Source organism: Nonomuraea sp. NPDC049158 (genome assembly GCF_040648335.1).
In the GTDB taxonomy this organism is placed as follows: Bacteria; Actinomycetota; Actinomycetes; order Streptosporangiales; family Streptosporangiaceae; genus Nonomuraea.
Genome location: NZ_JBEZDM010000049.1, coordinates 23,027 through 44,220, shown reverse-complemented (window position 1 = coordinate 44,220; position 21,194 = coordinate 23,027). Strand labels below are relative to the sequence as shown.

Annotated in this window: 21 protein-coding genes; 10 read left to right on the top strand and 11 right to left on the bottom strand. The window is 69.5% G+C overall.

The genetic code is table 11. From position 1 onward, the window contains the following. Nucleotides 1–76 precede the first annotated feature (76 nt). The 4 genes from AB0B61_RS51765 to AB0B61_RS51750 are packed head-to-tail and all read right to left on the bottom strand — an operon-like array spanning nt 77 to nt 5,594. Nucleotides 77–1,168 carry a type III PLP-dependent enzyme gene (locus AB0B61_RS51765; RefSeq protein ID WP_358448704.1) on the bottom strand — a complete coding sequence of 364 codons (1,092 nt, stop codon included), beginning with the start codon at nt 1,166–1,168 and terminating at the stop codon, nt 77–79. Next, on the bottom strand, nt 1,165–2,907 hold the full coding sequence (locus AB0B61_RS51760; RefSeq protein ID WP_358448703.1) for an IucA/IucC family protein: 1,743 nt from the start codon (nt 2,905–2,907) through the stop codon (nt 1,165–1,167). The genes AB0B61_RS51765 and AB0B61_RS51760 overlap by 4 nt, the downstream gene beginning before the upstream one ends. Next, nucleotides 2,908–4,428 (bottom strand): IucA/IucC family protein, encoded by a 1,521-nt coding sequence (locus tag AB0B61_RS51755; protein WP_358448702.1) that lies wholly within the window; start codon nt 4,426–4,428, stop codon nt 2,908–2,910. A gap of 26 nt (nt 4,429–4,454) precedes the next feature. Continuing rightward, nucleotides 4,455–5,594: a siderophore biosynthesis protein gene (locus tag AB0B61_RS51750; protein ID WP_358448701.1), complete on the bottom strand. Its 1,140-nt coding sequence runs from the start codon at nt 5,592–5,594 to the stop codon at nt 4,455–4,457. A 136-nt stretch (nt 5,595–5,730) separates the two neighbouring features. Here AB0B61_RS51750 and nudC point away from each other — a divergent pair, with 136 nt between their 5' ends. Continuing rightward, nucleotides 5,731–6,705 carry an NAD(+) diphosphatase gene (gene nudC, locus AB0B61_RS51745; RefSeq protein ID WP_358448700.1) on the top strand — a complete coding sequence of 325 codons (975 nt, stop codon included), beginning with the start codon at nt 5,731–5,733 and terminating at the stop codon, nt 6,703–6,705. Between the two features lie 179 nt (nt 6,706–6,884). Here the strand turns inward: nudC and AB0B61_RS51740 are convergent, their stop codons facing one another. Further along, nucleotides 6,885–7,133 (bottom strand): glutaredoxin domain-containing protein, encoded by a 249-nt coding sequence (locus tag AB0B61_RS51740; RefSeq protein ID WP_357944454.1) that lies wholly within the window; start codon nt 7,131–7,133, stop codon nt 6,885–6,887. A 65-nt stretch (nt 7,134–7,198) separates the two neighbouring features. Continuing rightward, on the bottom strand, nt 7,199–8,101 hold the full coding sequence (locus AB0B61_RS51735) for an alpha/beta hydrolase (protein WP_358448699.1): 903 nt from the start codon (nt 8,099–8,101) through the stop codon (nt 7,199–7,201). A 152-nt stretch (nt 8,102–8,253) separates the two neighbouring features. Here AB0B61_RS51735 and AB0B61_RS51730 point away from each other — a divergent pair, with 152 nt between their 5' ends. The 5 genes from AB0B61_RS51730 (at nt 8,254) to AB0B61_RS51710 (ending at nt 12,511) form a co-directional block, all read left to right on the top strand. Further along, a complete protein-coding gene (locus tag AB0B61_RS51730; RefSeq protein WP_358448739.1) occupies nt 8,254–10,323 on the top strand; it encodes an ATP-dependent DNA helicase UvrD2 in 2,070 nt (689 codons plus the stop codon). A gap of 308 nt (nt 10,324–10,631) precedes the next feature. Continuing rightward, the gene (locus AB0B61_RS51725) at nt 10,632–11,516 is read left to right on the top strand and encodes an acyl-CoA thioesterase II (protein ID WP_358448698.1); all 885 of its coding nucleotides are present in this window, start codon (nt 10,632–10,634) and stop codon (nt 11,514–11,516) included. Between the two features lie 96 nt (nt 11,517–11,612). Continuing rightward, a complete protein-coding gene (locus AB0B61_RS51720) occupies nt 11,613–11,876 on the top strand; it encodes a hypothetical protein (RefSeq protein WP_358448697.1) in 264 nt (87 codons plus the stop codon). 126 nt (nt 11,877–12,002) lie between these two features. Then, nucleotides 12,003–12,272, top strand: a complete 270-nt coding sequence (locus AB0B61_RS51715) for a WhiB family transcriptional regulator (RefSeq protein WP_185068409.1) — start codon at nt 12,003–12,005, stop codon at nt 12,270–12,272. 44 nt (nt 12,273–12,316) lie between these two features. Then, the gene (locus AB0B61_RS51710) at nt 12,317–12,511 is read left to right on the top strand and encodes a hypothetical protein (RefSeq protein ID WP_358448696.1); all 195 of its coding nucleotides are present in this window, start codon (nt 12,317–12,319) and stop codon (nt 12,509–12,511) included. 224 nt (nt 12,512–12,735) lie between these two features. Here AB0B61_RS51710 and AB0B61_RS51705 read toward each other — a convergent pair whose 3' ends face one another. Continuing rightward, entirely contained in the window at nt 12,736–13,335 is a 600-nt protein-coding gene (locus AB0B61_RS51705) for a hypothetical protein (protein ID WP_358448695.1), read from the bottom strand. A gap of 70 nt (nt 13,336–13,405) precedes the next feature. Here AB0B61_RS51705 and AB0B61_RS51700 point away from each other — a divergent pair, with 70 nt between their 5' ends. Beyond that, nucleotides 13,406–14,047: a TetR/AcrR family transcriptional regulator gene (locus AB0B61_RS51700; RefSeq protein WP_358448694.1), complete on the top strand. Its 642-nt coding sequence runs from the start codon at nt 13,406–13,408 to the stop codon at nt 14,045–14,047. Nucleotides 14,048–14,189: 142 nt separating this feature from the next. Here AB0B61_RS51700 and AB0B61_RS51695 read toward each other — a convergent pair whose 3' ends face one another. After that, nucleotides 14,190–14,507, bottom strand: a complete 318-nt coding sequence (locus AB0B61_RS51695) for an FCD domain-containing protein (RefSeq protein WP_358448693.1) — start codon at nt 14,505–14,507, stop codon at nt 14,190–14,192. 31 nt (nt 14,508–14,538) lie between these two features. Further along, entirely contained in the window at nt 14,539–14,697 is a 159-nt protein-coding gene (locus AB0B61_RS51690) for a GntR family transcriptional regulator (RefSeq protein ID WP_358448692.1), read from the bottom strand. Nucleotides 14,698–15,033: 336 nt separating this feature from the next. On the opposite strand from AB0B61_RS51690, the gene AB0B61_RS51685 reads away from it, so the two are divergent. Together AB0B61_RS51685 and AB0B61_RS51680 are read left to right on the top strand one after the other, a co-directional pair. After that, nucleotides 15,034–16,377 carry an MFS transporter gene (locus AB0B61_RS51685; RefSeq protein ID WP_358448691.1) on the top strand — a complete coding sequence of 448 codons (1,344 nt, stop codon included), beginning with the start codon at nt 15,034–15,036 and terminating at the stop codon, nt 16,375–16,377. A gap of 3 nt (nt 16,378–16,380) precedes the next feature. Beyond that, nucleotides 16,381–17,283: a dihydrodipicolinate synthase family protein gene (locus tag AB0B61_RS51680; RefSeq protein ID WP_358448690.1), complete on the top strand. Its 903-nt coding sequence runs from the start codon at nt 16,381–16,383 to the stop codon at nt 17,281–17,283. 192 nt (nt 17,284–17,475) lie between these two features. On the opposite strand, the gene AB0B61_RS51675 is transcribed toward AB0B61_RS51680, so the two are convergent. Both AB0B61_RS51675 and AB0B61_RS51670 read right to left on the bottom strand, forming a co-directional pair. Then, entirely contained in the window at nt 17,476–18,825 is a 1,350-nt protein-coding gene (locus AB0B61_RS51675; RefSeq protein WP_358448689.1) for an AarF/UbiB family protein, read from the bottom strand. Between the two features lie 46 nt (nt 18,826–18,871). Beyond that, nucleotides 18,872–20,245, bottom strand: coding sequence for a thiamine biosynthesis protein ThiF (locus AB0B61_RS51670; protein WP_358448688.1), 1,374 nt, complete (start codon nt 20,243–20,245; stop codon nt 18,872–18,874). Nucleotides 20,246–20,382: 137 nt separating this feature from the next. Between AB0B61_RS51670 and AB0B61_RS51665 the strand changes: the two genes are divergently transcribed. Then, complete coding sequence (locus AB0B61_RS51665; protein ID WP_358448687.1) at nt 20,383–21,189, top strand: enoyl-CoA hydratase-related protein; 807 nt, start codon at nt 20,383–20,385, stop codon at nt 21,187–21,189. The last annotated feature ends 5 nt before the right edge of the window (nt 21,190–21,194 follow it).

The following is a 21,194-nucleotide window of genomic DNA, read 5'->3' as shown; positions in this document are numbered from 1 at the left end:
CCCCGAAGGGGGTATCTCCAGAAGGACTCCCGCCACCACGGACCGTCACAGGGATCGAGGCCGTCGTGTGACGGGCCTAGTCCCGCAGGTAGTGGAAGCCCGGCTTGGGGTGCATCAGGAAGTCGTGGTGGGAGATGTTCCAGGCATAGGCCCCGGCCATCTCGAACACCACCGTGTCCCCCACCCGCAGCGAAGTCCCAATTTTTCGGGCGAAAACGTCTTTCGGGGTGCACAGCTGGCCGACCACCGTCACCGGCTCATCCGCCAGAGCAGGACCGGAGCCGGTAGGCAGCACGGTGAAGGGCTGGTCGTGGCCTTTGGTGACCGGCGTGCGCAGGTGGTGCGTGCCGCCCAGCACGATCGCGTACGCCTCGCCGCGTACCCGCTTCACATCCACGACCTTGGTGACGTAGTAGCCGCAGTACGCGGTCAGCGCCCGCCCCGGCTCGATCCGCACCCGCTGCCCGGCCCGCCGCAGCGCCGCCAGCCCGGCACCGTAGGCCGCCCAGTCGAACCGGGACTCCGGCTCGGCGTAGGAGACGGCCATGCCGCCGCCCAGGTTGACCTCGTCGTACTCGGTGTCCAGCAGCGTCTCGGCCAGCCGCAGGAGCCGCGGCGCGTCCAGGCCGCTGGCCAGGTGGCTGTGCAGCCCGCGCAGTCGTACGCGATCGGTGAAGAGCGGCAGGCACTCGCGTACGCCCGCCTCATCCATGCCGAACGGCCCGCTCATCGTCAGCGCCGCGCCCTCGACCGGCAGGTCCGGGTTGAGCCGGAGCAGGACGTCGGCCTCGCGGCCGGTGGCGAGCAGGCGGCGCAGCTCGTTGGGCGACTCGACGTGCAGGCGGTGGCAGGGCAGGCGCAGCTCGGCGTCGGTCTTGCCGGGGCCGCCGAGGGCCAGCGGCTTGCCGGCGAAGCCGGGTTCGCCGGGGAAGAGGGCCGACACGTGGGCGTGTTCGCCGCCGGACGACACCTCGAAGCCGTCCACGTGCTCGGCCAGCGTCTTGAGCAGCTCGGTGTCGGGATTGGCCTTGACGGCGTAGTACAGCTCGACGCCGGGCAGCGCCTGCCGTACCACCGAGGCGTGGTCGTGCAGCGCGGGCAGATCGTAGAGGTAGGCGGGCGCGTCACCGAGGCGCAGGGCGGCTTCGCGGACTCTCGTCGTGATCACGCGAGCGGGTTCGCGATCGGGACGTATCCGGCGGTCCGGTCGGCGGCCCTGGACCAGCGCACCGTCAGGTTCGCCTTGGCCGGGAGCGGCGCGCCGGCCAGCAGATCGGATAGCGGGAGCGGCCAGCCGAGCGCCCCGGCGTGGTGGGCGAGCACGTCCCGGGCGATCCGCCACAACTCGCGCAGCAGCTCGTCGTCGTCGCCCGCCAGCGTGGCGGCGATCTCGGTGAGATGGTTGACCAGCAGGCAGTAGACGACGCGGGCCCAGCCGCGCTCGGCGTCATAGCTCAGGGCCTCGGCCACCTTCGCGGGTACGCCGTCGAGCGAGTGACGGCCGGCGACCAGCTTGGTGCCCTCCAGGTCGCGGAAGACCGCCTCGACGGGCAGCCCAGAGGGGTCCAGGCCGACGAGGACGTTCTGCAGATGCGGTTCGAGGATCACCCCATGCGCGAAGTACAGCTCCAGCACCGGCGGTGCCACCACCGAGACATAGGCCGTCCACCACGCCAGCGGATCGCCGGCCGGTGCCTCGATCGCGAGTGCCCCGGACAGGACCGGAGTGACCCCGGGGGAGCACACGGACCACGGGCTGGCCCGGACGATCACGCCGAGCCCTTCGAGCAGGCGGGTGCCGAGCGCGGCGGAGCGGTAGCCCGGCTCGGGCAGCCAGCGGGTGCCCGGATGCGTGGCCGAGACCGCCTCGAACACCGGCGTCAGGCGGGAGGTCAGCTCCACCGCTCCGGCCAGCTCGTACCAGGCGTTCTTGCGTACGCAGTTGGTGATGCGGACGTCGAGGCTGAACTTCAGGCACGACTCCGCCGCGGGCGCGTAGACGGTCCGCACCGACGAGGTCGGCACGGCCACCGGGCCGGGGCCCAGGTCGATCAGCTCGGCGCCGTACGCCGGGCGCAGCAGGTCCAGCTGCCACGGGTGGGCGGGCAGCAGCCGGTAGCCGGACGGCGCCTCGCCCAGCAGGTCGAGGGCCGAAGCGTCGCCTTCCTCCGCGAGCACGTCCGCGCGGACACCGAGCAGCCGTACGGGGAACTCGGCGTGCGCCTCGGGCGCGTACCGCAGCCAGTCGGCGCCACCTCGCGACTTGGGGCTCGGGTGGAACCGGTGCCCGTAGACCAGCGCCTGCTCGGAGGCCAGCCAAGGATCGGCGGGCGCGACGGCCTCGGCCCTGGCCGCCAGGATCGCGGCGACCGCGTCGCGGCTCGCGGCCACCTGCCCGGCGAACTCGCCGTTGGCGGCCGACCCGTTGACTGCTGACCCGTTGACTGTCGACCCGTTGACTGTCGGCTGATTGGACGCTGGCCCGTCGGTTGCTGGTTCATTGGATGCCGGGCCATCGAAGTCCGGGCCATCGAAGTCCGGGCCATCGAAGTCCGGGCCGTCGAAGTCCGGCGCCGTCTGTCCGGTCAGGTCGGCCTCTGTCAGCCGTACCAGCTCGTCGGTCGTGAGAGGCCGCCAGGCGCCGCGGTCCAGGCGCTCAGGCCGGCCGTCGAACCGCAGCGCGGCCCCGCCGTGCGTACGGACCCGCAGCAGCGTGCCCCCGACCCGCAGCAGCAGGTACGGCGGCGCGGCCCAGACCAGGCCGCGCGGCCCGGCCACCTCCCGCACGCAGCACCGCAGCAAGGCGCCCAGCGTCGCCTCCTCCGCGAGCGAGGCCGGTGAGGTCGGTGAGGCCGGCGGAGCCGCCGAGACCTGGTTGGCCGGCGAGTCGAGGACCAGACCGTGCATTCAAGCTCTCCTCAGATAGTTGGGCCCGCTGGTGCCGTAGAACTTGTTGATGTCCCGCGCCCCGGAGCGTTCCTTGGCCACGAGAGTCCCCGCGGTGATCATCGACTTGCCGGTGAGCCTGGCCGCGTCGAGCGTCCTGGCCCGCAGCAGCCGGGCCATCGGGTCGTCGCCGTACTCCTCGAGCGCCTCGGCCAGCGTGTCGCGCAGCAGGGCGGCGGCCCGGTCGGGCGGCAGGGCCCCGAACACGATGGCCGCCGCCGCCAGATGCAGCGTGATGGTCACGAACACGTCGGCCAGAGCGTGCGGGTTGTCCGTGAGCATCCGCTCGTCGGCGAACGCGGGCACCTCGACACCCGCCGCGGCGAGCCTGGAAGGGGACGCCAGCAGCCCGTCGTTGTCCTTGACGAGCAGCTTCATCCGCCCGTCCTGGAAGACCAGCGACAGGTTCTGCTGATGGGCCTCCAGCGCGACGCCATAGCGTACGAACAGCCGGACGTTCCACCGCAGCAGGAGGCGCAGATAGCCGGGCAGCACGTCGCCCACCTCCTGGAGCACACCGGGGGCGTTGAGCGCGGCGACCGGCACCACCCGCCCCTCGGGCAGCCTCCGAACCATCCAGGCGAGGTACTCGTGCCCGGCGTGCGCGTAGGTCTGCTCGTCGGCGACCAGCACGTCAGGGCCGGCCAGGCGCCGCAGCAGCAGCTCGGCCCTGGCGCCGTCGGACAGGGTGCCGGGCTTGATCGAGCGCCGGTTCCGCGCCCCCAGGGTGCTGGTGGGCAGGGGCAGCTTGAGGTGGGTGCGCTCGTCGAGCTCCACGGTCCGCATCGACAGCGTGGGCCGCACGGTCAGCCACGGCTCACCGAACAGCCGCACCCCGTCGATCTTCCGTACCTCGTCGACGGTGAGCGGATGAACGGGAAACAGCACCTCGTCGGCCCGCACCTCGTGGCTCGCATGCGGCCGCGCCTCGTGGGTCGCGTACGGACGGGCCGGAAACGGCGTCGGCACGGTGGTGGAGCCCGGTGTCAGCAGGCGGCGCGGCACGGCCGCCCAGCGCAGCTCGAACGACGGCGCGAACTCGGGCGCGTACGCGGGCAACGCGGCGGCGGGCACGCCCAGCCGCGCCCGGGAGGTCGGATAAACCGGATGATCGACGAAGGCCGCCAGCGACTCGTAGGACGGCCGCCGGGCGAGCACCTCGGCTCTGTGTACGTCGTGCAGCTCCAGCGCCGCCAGCGCCTGCGCGCACTCCTCGGCGAACGCCGCCACCCCCGGCGCGTCGGCGGGATCGGCCACCTCGGCCAGCGTGCCGAGCACCTCCGCCAGCCCCAGCCGCTCGTCGGGACCGACCACGAAGTCCTGGAACAGCACCCCGGGCACCAGCCGTACCCGGCGCCCCCCGGCCAGCTCCACCTCCACGCCGTCACGACTCCTGGCCACCCGCGCCGACAGCCCGCCGTAGTCCTCGCGCAGCAGCGCGTCCAGCACCCGCCTGGCCACATACGCCTCGCGCGAGCTCATCCCACGATCCACGGCCTCCCGCGAGCTCATCCCACGATCCACGGCTTGGCCGCCCGGAAGTCCTGGATGGCCGCGTCCACCCGCGCCCGGTCCGGACCGACGGCCCGGATGACGCCGAGATAGTCGCGGTTCGTATGGGTCTGTTCGACGACGTCACCCACCGCCCGAAGCGGCCGATGCCACAGCCGCACGCCTCGGGAGACCAGCTCCTCCGCCCCCGGAGCCGCCGTGATCGTCCCCGACCGGTCCGCGACCAGGCTGACCGCGCTGCCGTACCTGGACGTATCCGGTACGTCAGGCACGGCCTCACCCAGGTGCACCCGCAGGATCCACTCGAACACCGGCACCCCGAGCACGTCGGCCAGCAGGAAGTCGCAGTGGTCGCCGATCACCCGATAGTTCACCTCGACGATGCGCGGCCCGGCCGGGGTGACGATGTATTCGGTGTGACAGGCGCCGAACCCCACCCCGAGCGCCGCCAAGGCGCCCAGAACGTGCTCACGTGCGCCATCGGGCGGCGTCCAGTCCAGCCGCTCCTCGATGAAGTGCGGCAACGGCCCGAGCGTCGTACCGAATCCGCCGAGCACCCGTACCCCCTCGGCATCCCCGAGGGTCTCCAGGGTGCGCAGCGGCCCCTCCAGGTACTCCTCCACGACCAGCGCCTCGCCGGGACGCCGCTTCCTGACCGTCGCCACCGCTGCGGCCAGGTCCCGCTCGACCAGCAGCACGTCCTCGCTCGCGACCCCCTCGCGCGGCTTGACGACCAGCGGGTACGGCAGGTCGTCGGGCACGGGATCGCCGGGCGCCAGCCGTACGGAGGAGACCCGCTCGATCCCCGCCTCGGCGAGCCGGCGGCGCATCAGGAACTTGTTCTTGGCCGCCAGGCAGGCCCGCCAGTCCTTGCCGGGCAGCCCGAAATAGGCCGCCGCCAGCGCGGTCTCCGCCTGCAGATGGTCGGAGTTGGAGAAGATCGCGTCCGGCCGGCCGAGCTGCTCGATCGCGTCGATCACCGCCCGCGGGTCCCGTACGTCGCACGCCACGGCACCGGGATGCCGCTCCGGCTGGTCGGTGAGAATAGTCACACGACAGCCCAGAGCCTCGGCGGCGGGCAGGAACCCATCGGTCACCGAATCGGTGGGTTTGAGCGCGGTCAAGTAGAGCCGCAACGCGAGATACCCCCGGAGAATCAGGTAAGCCTAACCTAACTCGCTGATCCTAGCCGCTGAGAGATCATCCCGGATACAAGACCCCACATTCGGTGGCGGTCATAGGATGACATGGGATTTGGGAAGGGTGGGGCCCGTGCATACGAGGGCGGAAGAGCAACTCATCGGACCGCTGCTCCTCGCGCGCGGCACCATCGACAGGTCGTCCGCGCTGCGCGCGAACGCCGGTTGGCTGCAGCGCGCCTGGACGGATCCGGCGACCAAGGTGCTGGTGATCGACGACGGCCGGACGCTGGTCAAGCGGGCCGGTGACGAGGTGCACGCGGTCCTCTACTCCACGTCGGAGGCGCCGCAGGGCGAGCGCTACCTGCTGGGAGTCGAGGACGAGACCGCCTACTTCGCGGTCGCCGCGCCGCTGCCCGGCTCGCGGGCCGGCGACGTCAACGGCCGCGTCACGATGCCGATGAGCCTGCGCGACACGGCCGAGGGCGAGCCGGTCGTCGCGGGCCTGCGCCAGGTTGGCGGCCTGCTGGGCGACCGCGACGCGGGGATGCTGGTCTACGCGGTGGCGCTGGAGGCCTGGCACTCGACGCACGAGTTCTGCCCGCGCTGCGGCAGCCGTACCGACGTGCAGGCGGGCGGTCACATCCGGGTCTGCCCGCGTGACTCCAGCCAGCACTTCCCGCGCGTGGACCCGGCGGTGATCATGCTGATCCGCGACGAGGACGACCGCTGCCTGCTGGCCCGCGGCCCGCAGTGGCCGGAGGGTCGGCTGTCGATCCTGGCCGGGTTCGTGGAGCCGGGGGAGTCGCTGGAGCACGCGGTGATCCGCGAGGTGGCCGAGGAGGTGGGCGTCACCGTCGTCGACCCCCGCTATCTCGGCAGCCAGCCGTGGCCGTTCCCGCGCAGCCTGATGCTCGGCTTCTTCGCCCACGCCACCACCACGACCCTCACCCCCGACACCGAGGAGATCGCCGAGGCCCGCTGGTTCTCCCGCGAGGAGCTGGTGGAGGCCCTGCGGTCGGGCGAGGTCCGCCTGCCGCCACCGGTCTCGATCGCCCGCCGCCTCATCGAGACCTGGTACGGGGGACCGCTTTCAGGGGACTGGTAGGTCACTTAGCGCGGTGCTTCAGCTCAAGATCGACATCAAGCGCCTGGAGCACAAGCTCGACAGTCACCTGAACCAGGAGGCCTGGGCGCACCAACCGCCCAGGCCCTCGTGGCCATGCCAGGCCACTCTTCTCGGGCTCCAGCTTCTCCTCTGGGGCCCGAGCCCATCAGACGAAGACCTCAGGCCGCCTCGAGAAGCGCCTTCACCTCGCGGGCCGACGGGTTGGTGCGGACCACCCGCCCCGCGGGCGTTTCGATCACCACGGTGGGCACCACTTGGTTGCCGTTGTTGACGCTCATCACGAACTCGGCGGCATCGGGGTTCCGCTCGATGTCGATCTCGTCGAAGCTGATCCCCTCACGGGTGAGCTGCGACTTGAGTCGCTTGCAGGGACCGCACCAGGTGGTGCTGTAGACCGTGAGCGCCATGTGGACATCCCTTCGAGGCGTAATGCAGGCGGTCGGTGCAACAACCTGGACCCCTCAGGTAATCCCTAGCCGATGCGATCGGCGATCCACTCCTGCACCCGCTCGGCCACGCCCATCTCGCGGTAGAGGGGCGCGCTGTGCGCGACGCCGGGCGCGGTGAAGATCGTCACGGGCACCCCGACCTGGCCCAGCATCTCCTTGAGCAGCTGGCTCTGCGCCGGCGGCACGAACTCGTCCGTGGAGTGCACGGTCAGCACCGGCGCGTCGTTGTGGCTGGCGTGCCAGGCCACCTCCATGCTGGCCCAGACGCGCGAGCACTTGCCCCTGGGCAGGCAGCCGCCGGCCAGTTTGATCGCCGAGGCGCGCAGCTTGCGCTTGTACGGGTCCGTGGAGGTCGCGCCATCGGCGTACGCGCGCAGCGGCGAGATGATCGGCGAGAGCCCGACCACGCCCTTGAGCCCCCGCTGCCCGTCGCCGTACGTGCCGACCGCCGCGGCGATGTGCCCGCCCGCCGAGAAGCCCACCACGACGTAGTTGTTCGGGTCGAACGACCAGCGCTCGGCGTGCTTGCGCGCCAGGGCGATCGAGGCAAGCGCGTCGATCCGCTGCGCGGGCCACGCCGCCTCGCCGGAGAGCCGGTAGTTGATGTTGAAGACCGTGTAGCCGAGATCAGCGTAACTACGGGCGATCTCGGTCATCTGTTTCTTGTCGCCGCTGGACCACCAGCCACCGTGGATCAGGAAGACGCCGGGTCGCTTGGTACCGTCCGAGGTCCACCAGACATCCAGGTCCTGGCGGCGCCGCGAGCCGTACGAGACGGTCTCGGTGGATAAACCACTGAGCCCGTACGGGTCGGGGGACGTGGTCGACACGGGGCTCGGTGTCGGGTCCTTCGTCGCCTGCGCCGACATCGGTGTCAACGTGACGGCAGCGAGCGCGAGAACGCTCACGAGCACCGCAGTTCGCACGGCCTGCCCTTTCCCCCATGCAGTTGGTCGGGCCCCATTGTGGGGGAAGAGACCAGTTCTTTGCATCTTGGCACGATTCGGACGACGGGCGGCATGTTGCCAGAATGGAGCCCTTCACCGCCACTGGCTGGGAGGATTGACAGGTGACCAATGTGGACGATGTCCTGTCCGGCCTCGATCCGGAGCAGCGCGAGGTGGCCGAGGCCGTGCGTGGTCCCGTGTGCGTTCTGGCAGGTGCGGGCACGGGCAAGACCAGGGCGATCACCCACAGAATCGCCCATGCCGTACGCAGCGGGGTCGTCGACGCGCCCAGTGTGCTGGCAGTGACGTTCACCACACGAGCGGCGGGGGAGCTTCGGCAGCGGCTGCGGGCGCTGGGGGCGCCGGGGGTGCAGGCGCGGACGTTCCATGCCGCGGCGTTGCGGCAGCTCACCTACTTCTGGCCACGGGTCATCGGCGGCGAAGCGCCCTCGGTGATCGAATCCAAGCTGCCGCTCCTGATCGAAGCCTGCCGCCAGATCCGGAAAAATCCGGATCGGTCCGAGCTGCGGGACATCGCGGCGGAGGTCGAGTGGGCCAAGGTCACCCAGGTCGGCCCCGAAGACTACGCCGCGGCCGCCGCCAAGTCCTCCAGAACGCCCCCGGTGCCCGCCGAAGAGGTGGCCCGGCTCTATGAGGCGTACGAGCGGATCAGGCGCGAGCGGCACCTGGTCGACTTCGAGACGATCCTGGAGCTGACCGCCGCGGTGATGAACGAGCACCAAGAGGTCGCCACGCAGATCCGCCAGCAATACCGCTACTTCGTCGTCGACGAGTACCAGGACGTCAACCCGCTGCAGAAGCTCCTGCTCGACACCTGGCTCGGCGGTCGCGACGACCTGTGCGTGGTCGGCGATCCCAACCAGACCATCTACTCCTTCACCGGCGCCTCGCCGCGCTACCTCACGGGCTTCGCCGTCGAGCACCCGAAGGCCGCCGTCGTCAAGCTGGTCCGCGACTACCGTTCCACTCCCCAGGTGGTGAACCTGGCCAACCTGGTCATCGCCAAGGGCCGCTCCCCGCACCGCCTCGAACTCGTCGCCCAGCGGCCCGACGGCCCCCGGCCGGTCTTCGCCGACTACGACGACGAGCCCGCCGAGGCCGCCGGAGTCGCCAGGGCGATCAGGAAGCTGCTCGACCAGGGGGTCCAGTCCCGCGAGATCGCCGTTCTGTTCCGCGTCAACTCCCAGTCGGCGGCGTACGAGGAGGCTCTGTCCAAGGCCGAGATCCCCTACGTCCTGCGCGGCGCCGAGCGCTTCTTCGAACGCCCGGAAGTGCGGCACGCCGTCGTACTGATGCGCGGCGCCGCCAGATCCGCCTCCGAGGAGCCGCTGGCCACGGAGGTACACCACATCCTGGCGGGCGTCGGCCTGACACCCGTGGCGCCGGGCGGCGGCAAGGCCCGCGAGAAGTGGGAGTCGCTCAAGGCGCTGGCCGACCTCGCCGAGGACATGGCCGCCGAGGGCGCCGACCTCGCCGGCTACGTCGCGGAGCTGGAGCGGCGCGCCTCCGAACAGCACGCCCCGCCCGTGGAGGGCGTCACCCTGGCCTCCCTGCACGCCGCCAAGGGACTGGAGTGGGACGCGGTCTTCATGGTCGGCGTCACGGACGGGATGCTGCCCATCGTCTACGCGGAGACGCCGGAGCAGATCGAGGAGGAGCGGCGCCTGCTCTATGTGGGGGTGACACGCGCGCGCGAGCACCTGTCGATCTCCTGGGCCCTGGCACGCGCGCCTGGCGGACGCAAGGGGCGCCGCCCGTCCCGCTTCCTCGACGGCCTCACCGGCCGCCCCGCGCGCGCCGCCAGCGTCGGCGTTGGCTCCGGCCTCGGTTCCGGCCTCGGTTCCGGTTCGGTTTCACGTGAGCGTCGGTCGGTTGCCGTCACGGTCAGCTGCCGGGTGTGCGCCAAGACGCTGGTGGCGGCCACGGAACAGAAGCTGGGGAGGTGCGCCACCTGTCCGGCCGATTATGACGAGGCGCTGCTGGAGCGGCTGAAGGCGTGGCGCGCCGCCACCGCCAAGGAGGCCAAGCTGCCGCCGTACGTGGTGTTCACCGACGTGACACTGCAGGCCATCGCCGAACGCGCGCCGGTCACCGAGCAGGACCTTCTGTCTATTACGGGCATCGGCCGCGTCAAACTCGACCGCTACGGGGATGCCGTCCTCGCGCTGTGCCGCGCGTGAGCTGTTTTAAGCGGTTTTTGTACGGCAGGCACGGGAAGACGCCAACCGCCGCGCGTGGCTGAGGGCCTTCCAGGGATACGGTTACCAGCTTCCCCGGCGGGCCACCGTTACGTCGCGTCCCTTGGCCGTGTCCGTGTCCGTGGTCCTCTGCCTGGCCGCTCCGTCCTTTCACCTGGTTACTCCCTTCGCGTGGCGTACCGACCCCCGCCCGTTCTCTGGGGGAGATCCGCTGTAAAGGGGTGCCGGGTTGGTGGGAGGTGTGGGGGCACGCCAGACTTAGGGGCTAATGGTGGTTGGTAGGGGGATTCGTGAACGAGGCGTTGAAGGAATTGCTCGACCTGCTCGACCTGGAGCAGATCGAGCTCGACATCTTCCGTGGCCGTAGCCCGGAGGAGCGTATTCAGCGCGTCTTCGGCGGGCAGGTGGCCGCGCAGGCGCTCGTCGCCGCCGGCCGTACCGTGCCTTCCGACCGGAACGTGCACTCGCTGCACGCCTACTTCATCCGCCCCGGCGACCCGTCCATCCCGATCGTCTACAACGTCGAGCGGTTGCGTGACGGGCGGTCGTTCACCACGCGCAGGGTCCAGGCGATCCAGCATGGCAAGGCCATTTTCACCATGTCCGCGTCGTTCCACATCTTCGAGGAGGGCGTCGAGCATCAGGCGTCCGTGATGCCGGTCGTGCCCGATCCTGCGACGCTTCCGACCTTTCAGGAGCGGATGGCGGAGATCGTCGGCGACAACTCCGAATACAAGGAGTGGCTGTCTCGGCCGCGGCCGGTCGACGCGCGTTATGCCTCGCCTCTGACGTGGGAGGCGCACCGCAACCCCGAGTTGCGCAGTGCCGAGACCAACGTGTGGTTCCGCTACGACGCGGATCTCCCCGACGATCCGCTGCTGCACGTGGTGCTGGCCGCCTACGCGTCCGACTTCACGCTGGTCGACACGATCCTGCTCGCGCACGGCATGGCGTGGGGCGCGTCCGATGTCATGGGGGCCTCGCTGGACCACGCGATGTGGTTCCACCGGCCGTTCAGGGCGGACGACTGGTTGCTCTACGCACATGAGTCCCCCTGGTCCGGGGGCGCGAGGGGGCTTGCGCGGGGTGAGATGTTCACTGCGTCCGGTGACCTCGTCGTCTCCGTCGTTCAGGAGGCCATGATCCGCGTGACAAAGTCACAAAATCGCAGGTAGAAAATATGTTGCCGGGTCTCGGGTTCCCGGTTTAGGGTCATGGTCAAGCGAGTCGGGCGGTCCTGCCCGACGATCCCAGAGTGGAGGTGAGTCCCAGTGATCAGCATCAACATGTCGGCCACGCCGTGGCTCGCCTCCGCATGCCGTGACGTGGTGAGGCTCGCCGATGGGCCGGCCAACCTGCGGCAGGACAAGTCTGCCCGTCGCCAGGAGCCCGCCGTGTTCGCGCATGCCCGCGCTACCGCGGCCACGCCGAGCGCTCTCGTGTACGTCGCAGCCAGTGAAGTGCCGAACCAGCAGATCACCAAGGGTGGACTGCGTGGTCCGCATCCCTGGAGGGATGTGCCGGTCATAACCTGACCGGCAACAAGCCTCCAGGCCGCGGATCCGCAGACGGATCCGCGGCCTCTTTGTTTGTCCGCGAACCCCCAACCACCCACGAGGTGCCCGACCAAGATCAAAAAGATCGATCAGAAGGAGAACGAGATGGGGGCGAAGACGATCATGGACCTGATCGACGAAGCCAAGATCCCCTGTCGTACCGACCCTGACCTGTGGTTCGCAGAGTCGCCGGAGGACGTGGAGTTCGCGAAGGCGCTCTGCGGCGGCTGCCCGATCCAGAAGGCCTGCCTGGCTCGCGCGCTCGAGCGCGAGGAGCCGTGGGGCGTCTGGGGCGGCGAACTGATCCTCCGGGGAGCCGTTGTTCCCCGCAAGCGGCCCCGCGGTCGTCCGCGGAAGCACCCGGTCGCTGCCTGACCAACGATCCCCCCGCCCCCTTCGAGCAGAAAGCAGAAAGACAGATGAACGCGTTCTCCACGAGGAGCCTCAAGGTGCCGTATCTCTACCATGAACTGGTAAACGACCGAATACAAACCCTCCACCGCGAGGCCGAGGAGCAGCGTCTCGCCGCGCGCATCCGTCGTGTGCAGCGCGCACGCCGCGATGTCGAGCGGGCGAACGAGCGCCTCAGCCGGGCTCTTGGCCAAGGGCTCTGACACGGGAGATCCTGCCGCCGGCGCAGGATCTCCCGTTGCGGCCTCTTGGCTGATCCAGCGGTTATTCCACGCAGTTGCCATTCACCGTTGTTATTCACGGTTGTTCTAAGCGGTTGATCCACACGGTTGATCCACACGGTTGATCTACGCGGAGTGAGTGAGCGGCCGGGCGCAATCCAGCGCCCGGCCGCTCTTCACGTTCGAAGCGGCGGTTGTCCTGCGAATCAAGCGGGCATTCGCCGTCCGGCGGGAAGTAGCGCCGCTTCCTCCTGGGCCGACCAGAGACGGGCCGACATCCAGGCGATGCCCGCCGCGGCCACTGCCAGGCCGATCAGGTAGACCGGAAGCGGGACCATGTTCCGCAGGGCCCCGGGGATCATGCCGGCCGCGTAGAGCACGACCGCGAGAGCCGGCAGCGTTCCCGCTCGCAGGGCCGCCGCGCTGAAGGTCAGGACTCCCGCCAGCAGTACGACCGAGGTGGCGAGGAACGCCTGTCCGGTGCCTCCGGCCAGCAGTTCGTTCACCTTGGCGCCGCCGAGGAGGGGGAAGACGTAGTGCAAGGTGTACTCGATCGCGTAGGCCCCGGCCAGTCCCGCGGCGTTGAGCAGGTAGCCGATCAGGCCGAGGGTGCCGGCTGAGCCACGAATGAGCAGATAGAGGCCGGTGATCGCGAGTAAGCCGGTTAATGCGCCGAATGGAGCGATGGCGTGGGTGAGTGTTGTTTCCGGAAGCAGGCCCGCACGGCGGAAGACGTTGATCAGCAGCAGCACGGCGCAGGCGAACCCGGCCGTGGCGGTGGCCCGGTAGAGAGCCGATGGACGCATGTCGGAGTCCCTTTCTCCGTAGGTGATAACGCTCGTTATGATGCGCGTTATAGCCCGTTAGGGTGAGGGGGTGCAGAGAGACGTAAGCACCTCGAAAGAACTCGGCGAATTACGCGGCGACCTGCTGGACGCGGCCGTGCTCGTCCTGCGCGAGCAAGGGGCGCCGCACCTGACGCTCCGCCGCGTGGCTGAGGAGGCACGGACCTCCACGATGGGCATCTACACGTGCTTCGGCGGGCGGGCGGGGCTGCTGGAGGCGATCTATCGATACGGGTTCGACGTTCTGCGGGAGGTGCTGCTGGACTCGCTCGACGGTCAAGCGGAACCGCTCGAGCGGATCATGGCGGTGGCCTACGGATACCGGGAGTTCGCGCTGGCCGATCCGGCGCTCTACGCGTTGATGTTCGAGCGGCCGCTGCCTGACTTCGACCCTTCGCCGGAGCTGCGGCAGGACGCGCTCGGGCAGACATTCAGCCTGCTCACCGAGGCCATGGCGGGTTCGGAAGAGCCCACCCGGATGGCTTACCTGGTGTGGACCACGATCCATGGTCTCGTCAGCATCGAGCTCACCTGCTCGCTGCGCAGTCCGCTGCCCGGTTGGTTCCTGGATTCGCGTGAGGAGGGCGCTCGCGTGCTCGCCGACGGGGTGAGTGCCCTGCTCAGAGGCATGCGCCAACCGGGAGCGACCGACCCGCTGCTCGGTGGGTCGTGATCGGACCGCTGGTCGAGAGGTCATGACTGCAGAGGTCGTGACCGGCCGTCTGCCGGTCGAGAGTTTCTATCCCTCCAGGCCGCCGCTGTCCTTTACGCGATCGACGAAGCGGCGCGTGTGGTCCCGTAGCAAGGCGGCGGCCTCAGGGGCGGAGCCGGACTGGGCGGCCTGGAGGATTTGGCGGTGTTCCTCCGGCCTCTCGCTCCCAGGTCGGCACCCGGCCCCAGGCCGCCGTGGAGATCAGTGCCGTCTGGTCGCGGAGGGCGTCCAGGGTGCTGACGAGCAGCGGGTTGTCGCAGCCCACGTACAGGGCTCGGTGGAAGTCGCGGTAGGCGAGGCTGCGAGCGGCGCGGTCGGCGCAGCGCTTCGGGGCGGCAGGGGTGAGGTCCGTGCCCTGCTGGACCGTACGGGAGACCGCTTCCCGCTCCAGCAGAAGGCACAGGTCGTAGACCGATTCCACCAGCGCCGCACCGCCACGCCCTTGTACTCGCTCATCTGTACTCGCTCATCGTGACTTGGCCGGCGCCCGCGAAGGTCTTCAGCGCCTCGCGTACGGGAGTCTTCGACACGCCGAGCTGCTGGGCCAGCTCGGTCTCGACCAGGGCCTGGCCGGGCTGAAGTGCGCCGGTCAGTATCGCGTGCTTGATCACTCCAGGGCGACCGTGCCCCGCGAGGACATGGATCTGGCCTGCCCGACGAACACCGGCGATGCGCTGCTAGCTTCAAAGATATCTTACATCGCATCTCGTATATGACCGGAATCTAGGTTACAGTCGCGTGAATTAGGACTTCAGGGACGTACCTGCCAAGAAGGGAGATCGTGAGGGGGTCGTCCGGTGTAGCCCGAGGACACGGACCACACCGGCGCAACGGCTCCGCTTCCTTGAACCACACACCGGACCGCACGCCGTTGGCGCGGCGCCGCCGGGAACGCATTCCGGCCGGTCCGGCGTGGCCACTGCACTGACCTGCAGCATGGAGCTCGAATGCAGTCTAACTCCGCCATGCCCGCCCAGACCGTACCTGCGACAGCGCGACCCGCACGGTCGCGGCTTCGCTGGACCATCATCGCGCTCTCGGGCGCCGGTCTGACGATCGCCTATCTCGACCGGTCCAGCCTCAGCGTCGCCAGCACGTACATGCAGCACGACCTGGGCTTCGACCAGACCACGAAAGGAATCCTGCTCTCCTCCTTCTTCTGGACGTACGCGATCTTCCAGCTGCCCTCCGGCTGGCTGCTCGATCGTTTCGGCCCGCGAGTCATCTACCCGATCGCCGTCGTGTGGTGGTCGCTGTGGACCGCCGCCACCGCCCTGACCCGTGGGGTCGGCACGCTGCTGATCTGCCGGCTCGGTCTCGGCATCGGCGAGGCGCCGGTGCAGCCGGCCAACATCAAGGTGGTCTCCGCCTGGTTCCCGCGCAGGGAACGCGCCCTGGCCTCCAGCCTGTTCGACACCGGACAACAGGTCGGCGTCGCGCTGTCCGTCCCGGTGGTCACGGGGCTCATCGCCGCTTTCGGGTGGCGTACGGCCTTCGTCGTGATCGGTCTGACCGGCATGGTGTGGGTCATCGGCTGGCTGAAGATCTACCGTTCGCCGCAGGAACATCCGAAGATGTCCCAGGCGGAGCTCGACTACATCGAGGGCGGCGACGCGGCCGTGCCCGAGACCGGTACGCCGATGCGCTGGCTGTCCCTGCTGCGCTACCCCACGGTGTGGGGGCTGGTGCTGGGTTACATCTGCCGCTCGGCCACCGGCGCGTTCTTCCTCACCTGGTATCCGAGTTACCTCGTGGAGGACCGGGGATTCACCATCCTCCAACTGGGCGTGTTCGGCTCCATCCCGGCGCTGCTCGGTGTGGCCGCCACGGTCGCGGGCGGAGCCTTCTCCGACTGGCTGGTACGGCGCGGCGTCCCCATCGCCCGGGCCCGCAAGATCCCGATCATCAGCGGGATGCTGCTCGCCTCCACGATCGCGCTGACGACGTTCGTCCCAGGGAACGTGGCCGTCATGGTCCTTCTGTCCGTCAGCAACTGCGCCCACTCCTTCGCCGGCGCGGCCATTCTCAGCCTGCCGGCCGAGGTCGCTCCGTCATCCTCGGTGGTCGGCTCGGTCGCGGGCTTCCAGAACTTCGGCTCGCAGATCGGCAACATCATCAGCCCGATCCTCATCGGTGTCTTCCTGACGATCAGCGGCAACTCCTACACCGGGCCGATGCTCTTCGCGGGCGCGATGGCGATTCTGGGCACGCTGATCTACGGATTCGTCGTGCGGATCCGGCCGCTCAACGAGGGTGCGTCACCGAATACGCCCGCAGAGAGCAGGGGATGATCGATGCTTGACCTGACCGAGAAACTGGCCGACGTCGTGGCCGTCACGGTGACGCCGTTCGACGCGGGCGGCGCCGTCGACCTCGACACGAATGCCAAACTGGTGCGGAGGATCGTCGACGCGGGCGTCAACGTGATCACGCCCAACGGCAACACCGGCGAGTTCTACGCCCTCACCCCGGACGAGCGGCGCCAGGTGCTGGAGTCCACCGTGGCCGCCGTCGGAGACGACGCCACCGTGCTCGCCGGGATCGGCCTCGACGCCCCCGGTGCCATCGAGGCCGCCCGGCACGCCCGCGATCACGGCGCGCGCATGGTGATGGTGCACCAGCCCGTCCATCCGTACCTGTCGGCGGACGGCTGGGTGGACTACCACCGCGAGATCGCGGACGCGCTCCCTGACCTGGGCATCGTCCCCTACATCCGCAGCCCGCGCGTCGCCGGCGCTCAGGTGGCGCGCCTCGGTGAGGCGTGCCCGAACGTGATCGGCGTCAAGTACGCCGTCCCGGACCCGGTGCGTTTCGCCTCTGTCGCCCGTGACGCCGGACTGGACCGGTTCGTCTGGCTGTGCGGGCTGGCCGAGCCGTACACGCCGTCGTACTGGGCAGTCGGCGCTCGCGGCTTCACCTCGGGCCTGGTCACCGCGGCCCCGGAGCTGACGCTGCGGATGCGCGACGCGCTGCGCGCGGGCGACTACGCGGCGGCCATGGAGGTGTGGGACCTGATCAGGCGGTTCGAGGAGCTGCGTGGCGCGGACGCCTCCGCCGACAACGTGTCGGTGGTCAAGGAGGCGCTGGCCCAGCTTGGCCTGTGCCGCCGCGACGTGCGTCCGCCGAGCCGCCTGCTGCCGCCGGCCGTACGGGAGGAAGTGGCCTCCGTGCTGGCGGTTTGGGGAGAGACGACATGAAGATCACCGCACTGAAGACGTACACGCAGCGTGTCGGAGAGCGCCCGCGCCTAGTTAGTCGCTCGTCGTCGTGTACGGCGAGTGGTTGCATCTGGACTCGGCTGACCGGCTAGGTGTGGTTAGTCGCTCGCCGTTATGAACGGGAGCGGCTGCTCTCGGGGTCAGTTGACCGGCGAGCGGTCACATCCGGGCTCAGCTGACCGGCAGCGCCTCGTCGTCGGGGTCGTCGGCGAAGCCTGGGACCCAGCGGATGACCTCGTCTCGAAAGCGGGCTGTGGTGCCCAGTTGGCAGAGGACGCCGACGCCCGCCGCGTGCACCCGGTGGATGAGCACGTAGGAGACCGGCAAATTGAGCTGGCGGACCACGTTGGTGGGGCGGAAGTCGGTGACGCTGGCCGCCTGGGCCTGGAACCATTCGCGGCTGAAGGTGAACTCCTCGACCGCCGTCGGCTCGACGTAGGGGGAGAGGAAGGAGCGCAGGGCGTCGCCGTCCACCTCGATCTCAGGACGGATGAAGCCCTCGGCGCGCAGGCCCGCGACCACGCTGTCCATGTCGCCCTGGTTGAAGATGCGGGTCAGCTGGCCGAAGGACCTGGGATAGCCGTCGGGCAGGCGGTTGACGGCGCCGAAGTCGAGGACCCCCAGCTTGCCGTTGTCGAGTATGCGGAAGTTGCCGGGATGCGGGTCGGCATGCAGCATGCCGACCCGGGCCGGTGAGCAGAACAGGAAACGGACAAAGAGCAGCCCCGCGTGGTCACGCTGCTCCTTGGTGCCGTCGGCGATGATGCGGGACAGGGGCGTGCCGTCCATCCACTCCGTGACCAGCACCATCTCGTTGGCGGCGACCACGTCGGGAACGTGGAAGTCGGGATCGTCCATGAAGCCGAGGGCGAAGGCGTGCTGGGCCTCGGCCTCGCGCAGGTAGTCGAGCTCCTCGGCGATGCGCTCGCGCAGCTCGGCCAGCACCGCCTTGATGTCGAGGCCGGGCATCAGCACGCCGAAGAGCTTGCCGAGCCGCGACAGCTGGGCGAAGTCGCCGAGCAGCGCCTTGCCCGCGCCCGGATACTGGATCTTCACCGCCACGTCGCGGCCGTCATGCCAGACCGCCCGGTGCACCTGGCCGATCGAGGCGGCGGCGGTCGGCCGGTCGTCGAACGACTCGAAGTAGTCTCGCCAATCGTCACCGAGTTGCTCGGTGAGCACCTTGTGGACCGTGGCCACGGGCAACGGCGGCGCCGATTCCTGCAGCTTGGTGAGCGTGGCGCGATAAGGCCCGACGATCTCCTGGGGCAGGGCCGCCTCGAAGATGGACAGCGCCTGCCCGACCTTCATCGCCCCGCCCTTGAGCTCGCCGAGGACCTTGAAGATCTGCTCGGCGGTGCGCTGCTGGATCTCCTGGGCGACGATCTCGGCGGGCTTTCCACCGATCCGTTTGCCTAGCCCCAGTGCGGCGCGGCCGGCGTAGCCGAGTGGAAGAGTGGCCAGCTTGGCGGAGCGCGTTACGGCGCGGCGCGGCAGATCGCTCACACTGAAGCGCGGCATCGTGGCTGAGACACCGCTTCCCCCCTTCGAGGTTCCCCGTACTGCGTCAGCCCATCGCTTGCGACTGACATGACCATTCTGGGCGATACGGATGGTTTCGCATACAACGACATTGCGGATGCCGGGTCCATGACCTGGTTTTCCACTGCCAATCAGGCATGACGTCCAATGTGCCGTTGGTCACAACGGGGTCGCGACCGTCGATGTAAGCGAGCGCGTGGCCCGTCGCGGCGGCCGCCACCAGCGTGGCCAGGGTCGCGTCGCAGGCGATCTCGCCGGGTGGGTAGCCGCCCAGCCGCGCGGTGACGATGGGCCACAGGGGGTCGGCGTCGCGGCGCGCCAGATCGAGGCAGTGCAGGCAGGCGGTCTCGCCGGGAAGGACGAGCGGTCCTACGGAGCCGTGGCCCTCGAAGGCGGACACGAGCAGGTGGGGGATGGACAGGGCGGTCAACTCGTTGACGAGTACGCCGTCCAGCGGGGTGACCGGGGCCAGGATCACCAGATCGGGACGATCGGTGCCATCACCCAGATGAGGGCCGCCGGCCCGCGCATCGGTCGACGGCATCGAGGGCGTGCCGGGGATCGCTTCCGCCACTCGGGCCGCCGCACGAGAACGAGACGAGGCCTGACTTGGCCCACCGATCTCACCGGTCCCACCGACTTCAGCGGTCCTACTGGTCCCAGCGGAGCCCTGGGACATCGGCCCTGGAGCCGCAGCGCGGCGGGTGGATGGCCCTGGAGCGGCTGTCCCTCGGGCAGCCGGGCCTGGGGCCGCGGGGCCTCGGGTCGCCAGACCTCGGGCAGTCGGGCCTGGAGTCATCGGGCCTGGGGTCGCCGGACCCGGAAGTGCCGAGTCCGGAGGCAGTGGGCCGCCGGAGGTGAGGCGGCGGGCGACCGCCACCGCTCCGTCCTGGCGGCTCATGCCCAGCTCCGACCACGTCAGCCCACCTGGCGTGAGGTCGCGAGGCCGGGTCGGCCCTTCGTCGAAGACGCGGATCGCCCCTATCCCGCAGGCCGCCAGCAGCGCCACCACCTGCGCCCCCACCCGCCCGGCCCCGTAGACACGCACCCGCGCCCGCCGTCGCCGCGAGAACGAGCCGCCGCCCAGATCGAGGGCATCGAGATCGGGTGCCAGGCGATCACGCTCACCGAGAGACAGGCGAACGGGCGGGACCGCCGCGTCCTCCAGCACCCCCTGCGCGGCGAGCTGCTCCAGCATCGCTCGGCAGTCCGCCTCGGCCAGACCGGCGGCGGCGCCGTCACGCAGCACTTGGCCCAGGTCGCGGGTGCCGTCGAGCCCGGACACCCATTGATGGACCGAACCCGTCACCAGGACGGCCCGCAGCGGATGTGCCCCCAGCTGCAAGGTCTGCTCGTCGCGGACGATCCGCCGGAGGGCGGGCTTCACACGTGGCCTCATGGCGGGCAAGACTGCCACCCCGAACCAAGATCCCGAGCGCCTTCCGAGCCGCCTGTGGATAACTCTCCGCCACCAAGGCCCCGAGCGCCGAACAGTCGCACCTCCTGTGGACAACCACCCGCCGTTACGCTCAGCCCATGAACGCCACGAACCCCACAACCCCCACGAACGAACTCCTGGTAGACCGCAGAGCCGACGGAACCGTACTGATCACCCTCAACCGCCCCGACAGACGCAACGCCATGACGGACGGTATGACCGACGAGTGGCGTGAGACCATGGCCGCGCTGGCCGTCGACCCCGGCGTCCGCTGCGTGATCGTCACGGGGGCCGGCACCGCGTTCTCCTCCGGTGGAGACCTGTCCTGGCTGGGGGAACGCGGGGTGGAGACGGTGCCGAAGCTGCGTGACCGGATGCTCGCCTTCTACCGCACGTGGCTGGCCATCACCGAACTGGAGGTGCCGACCATCGCCGCCGTCAACGGCCCGGCGGTGGGGGCGGGCCTGTGCGTGGCGCTGGCCTGCGATCTCGTGTACGCCGCCGACGACGCCAAGCTGCTGGCCCCGTTCACGAAGCTCGGTCTGCATCCCGGGATGGCGGCCACGTACCTGCTGCCGAGGAGGGCGGGCGCCCTCGGCAGGGAGATGCTGCTGACCGGCCGCACGGTCATGGGCCTGGAAGCCGCCACTAAAGGTCTTATAAATCAATCTTTCCCGAAAAATGACCTTATGTCGGAAGTCGAGGCCATCGCCCAGACCATCGCGCAGAACGCCCCGATTGCCACCAGACTCACCAAGGTCGCCCTGAACCAGGACCATCCACACCTGGAGGCCGCGCTGCGCTGGGAGTCCCTCGCCCAACCGGTGACCATGGCATCTGCCGACATGATCGAGGGACTGACCGCGCATCGGGAAAGGCGCATGCCCAAATTCACCGGGTCTTAATCATC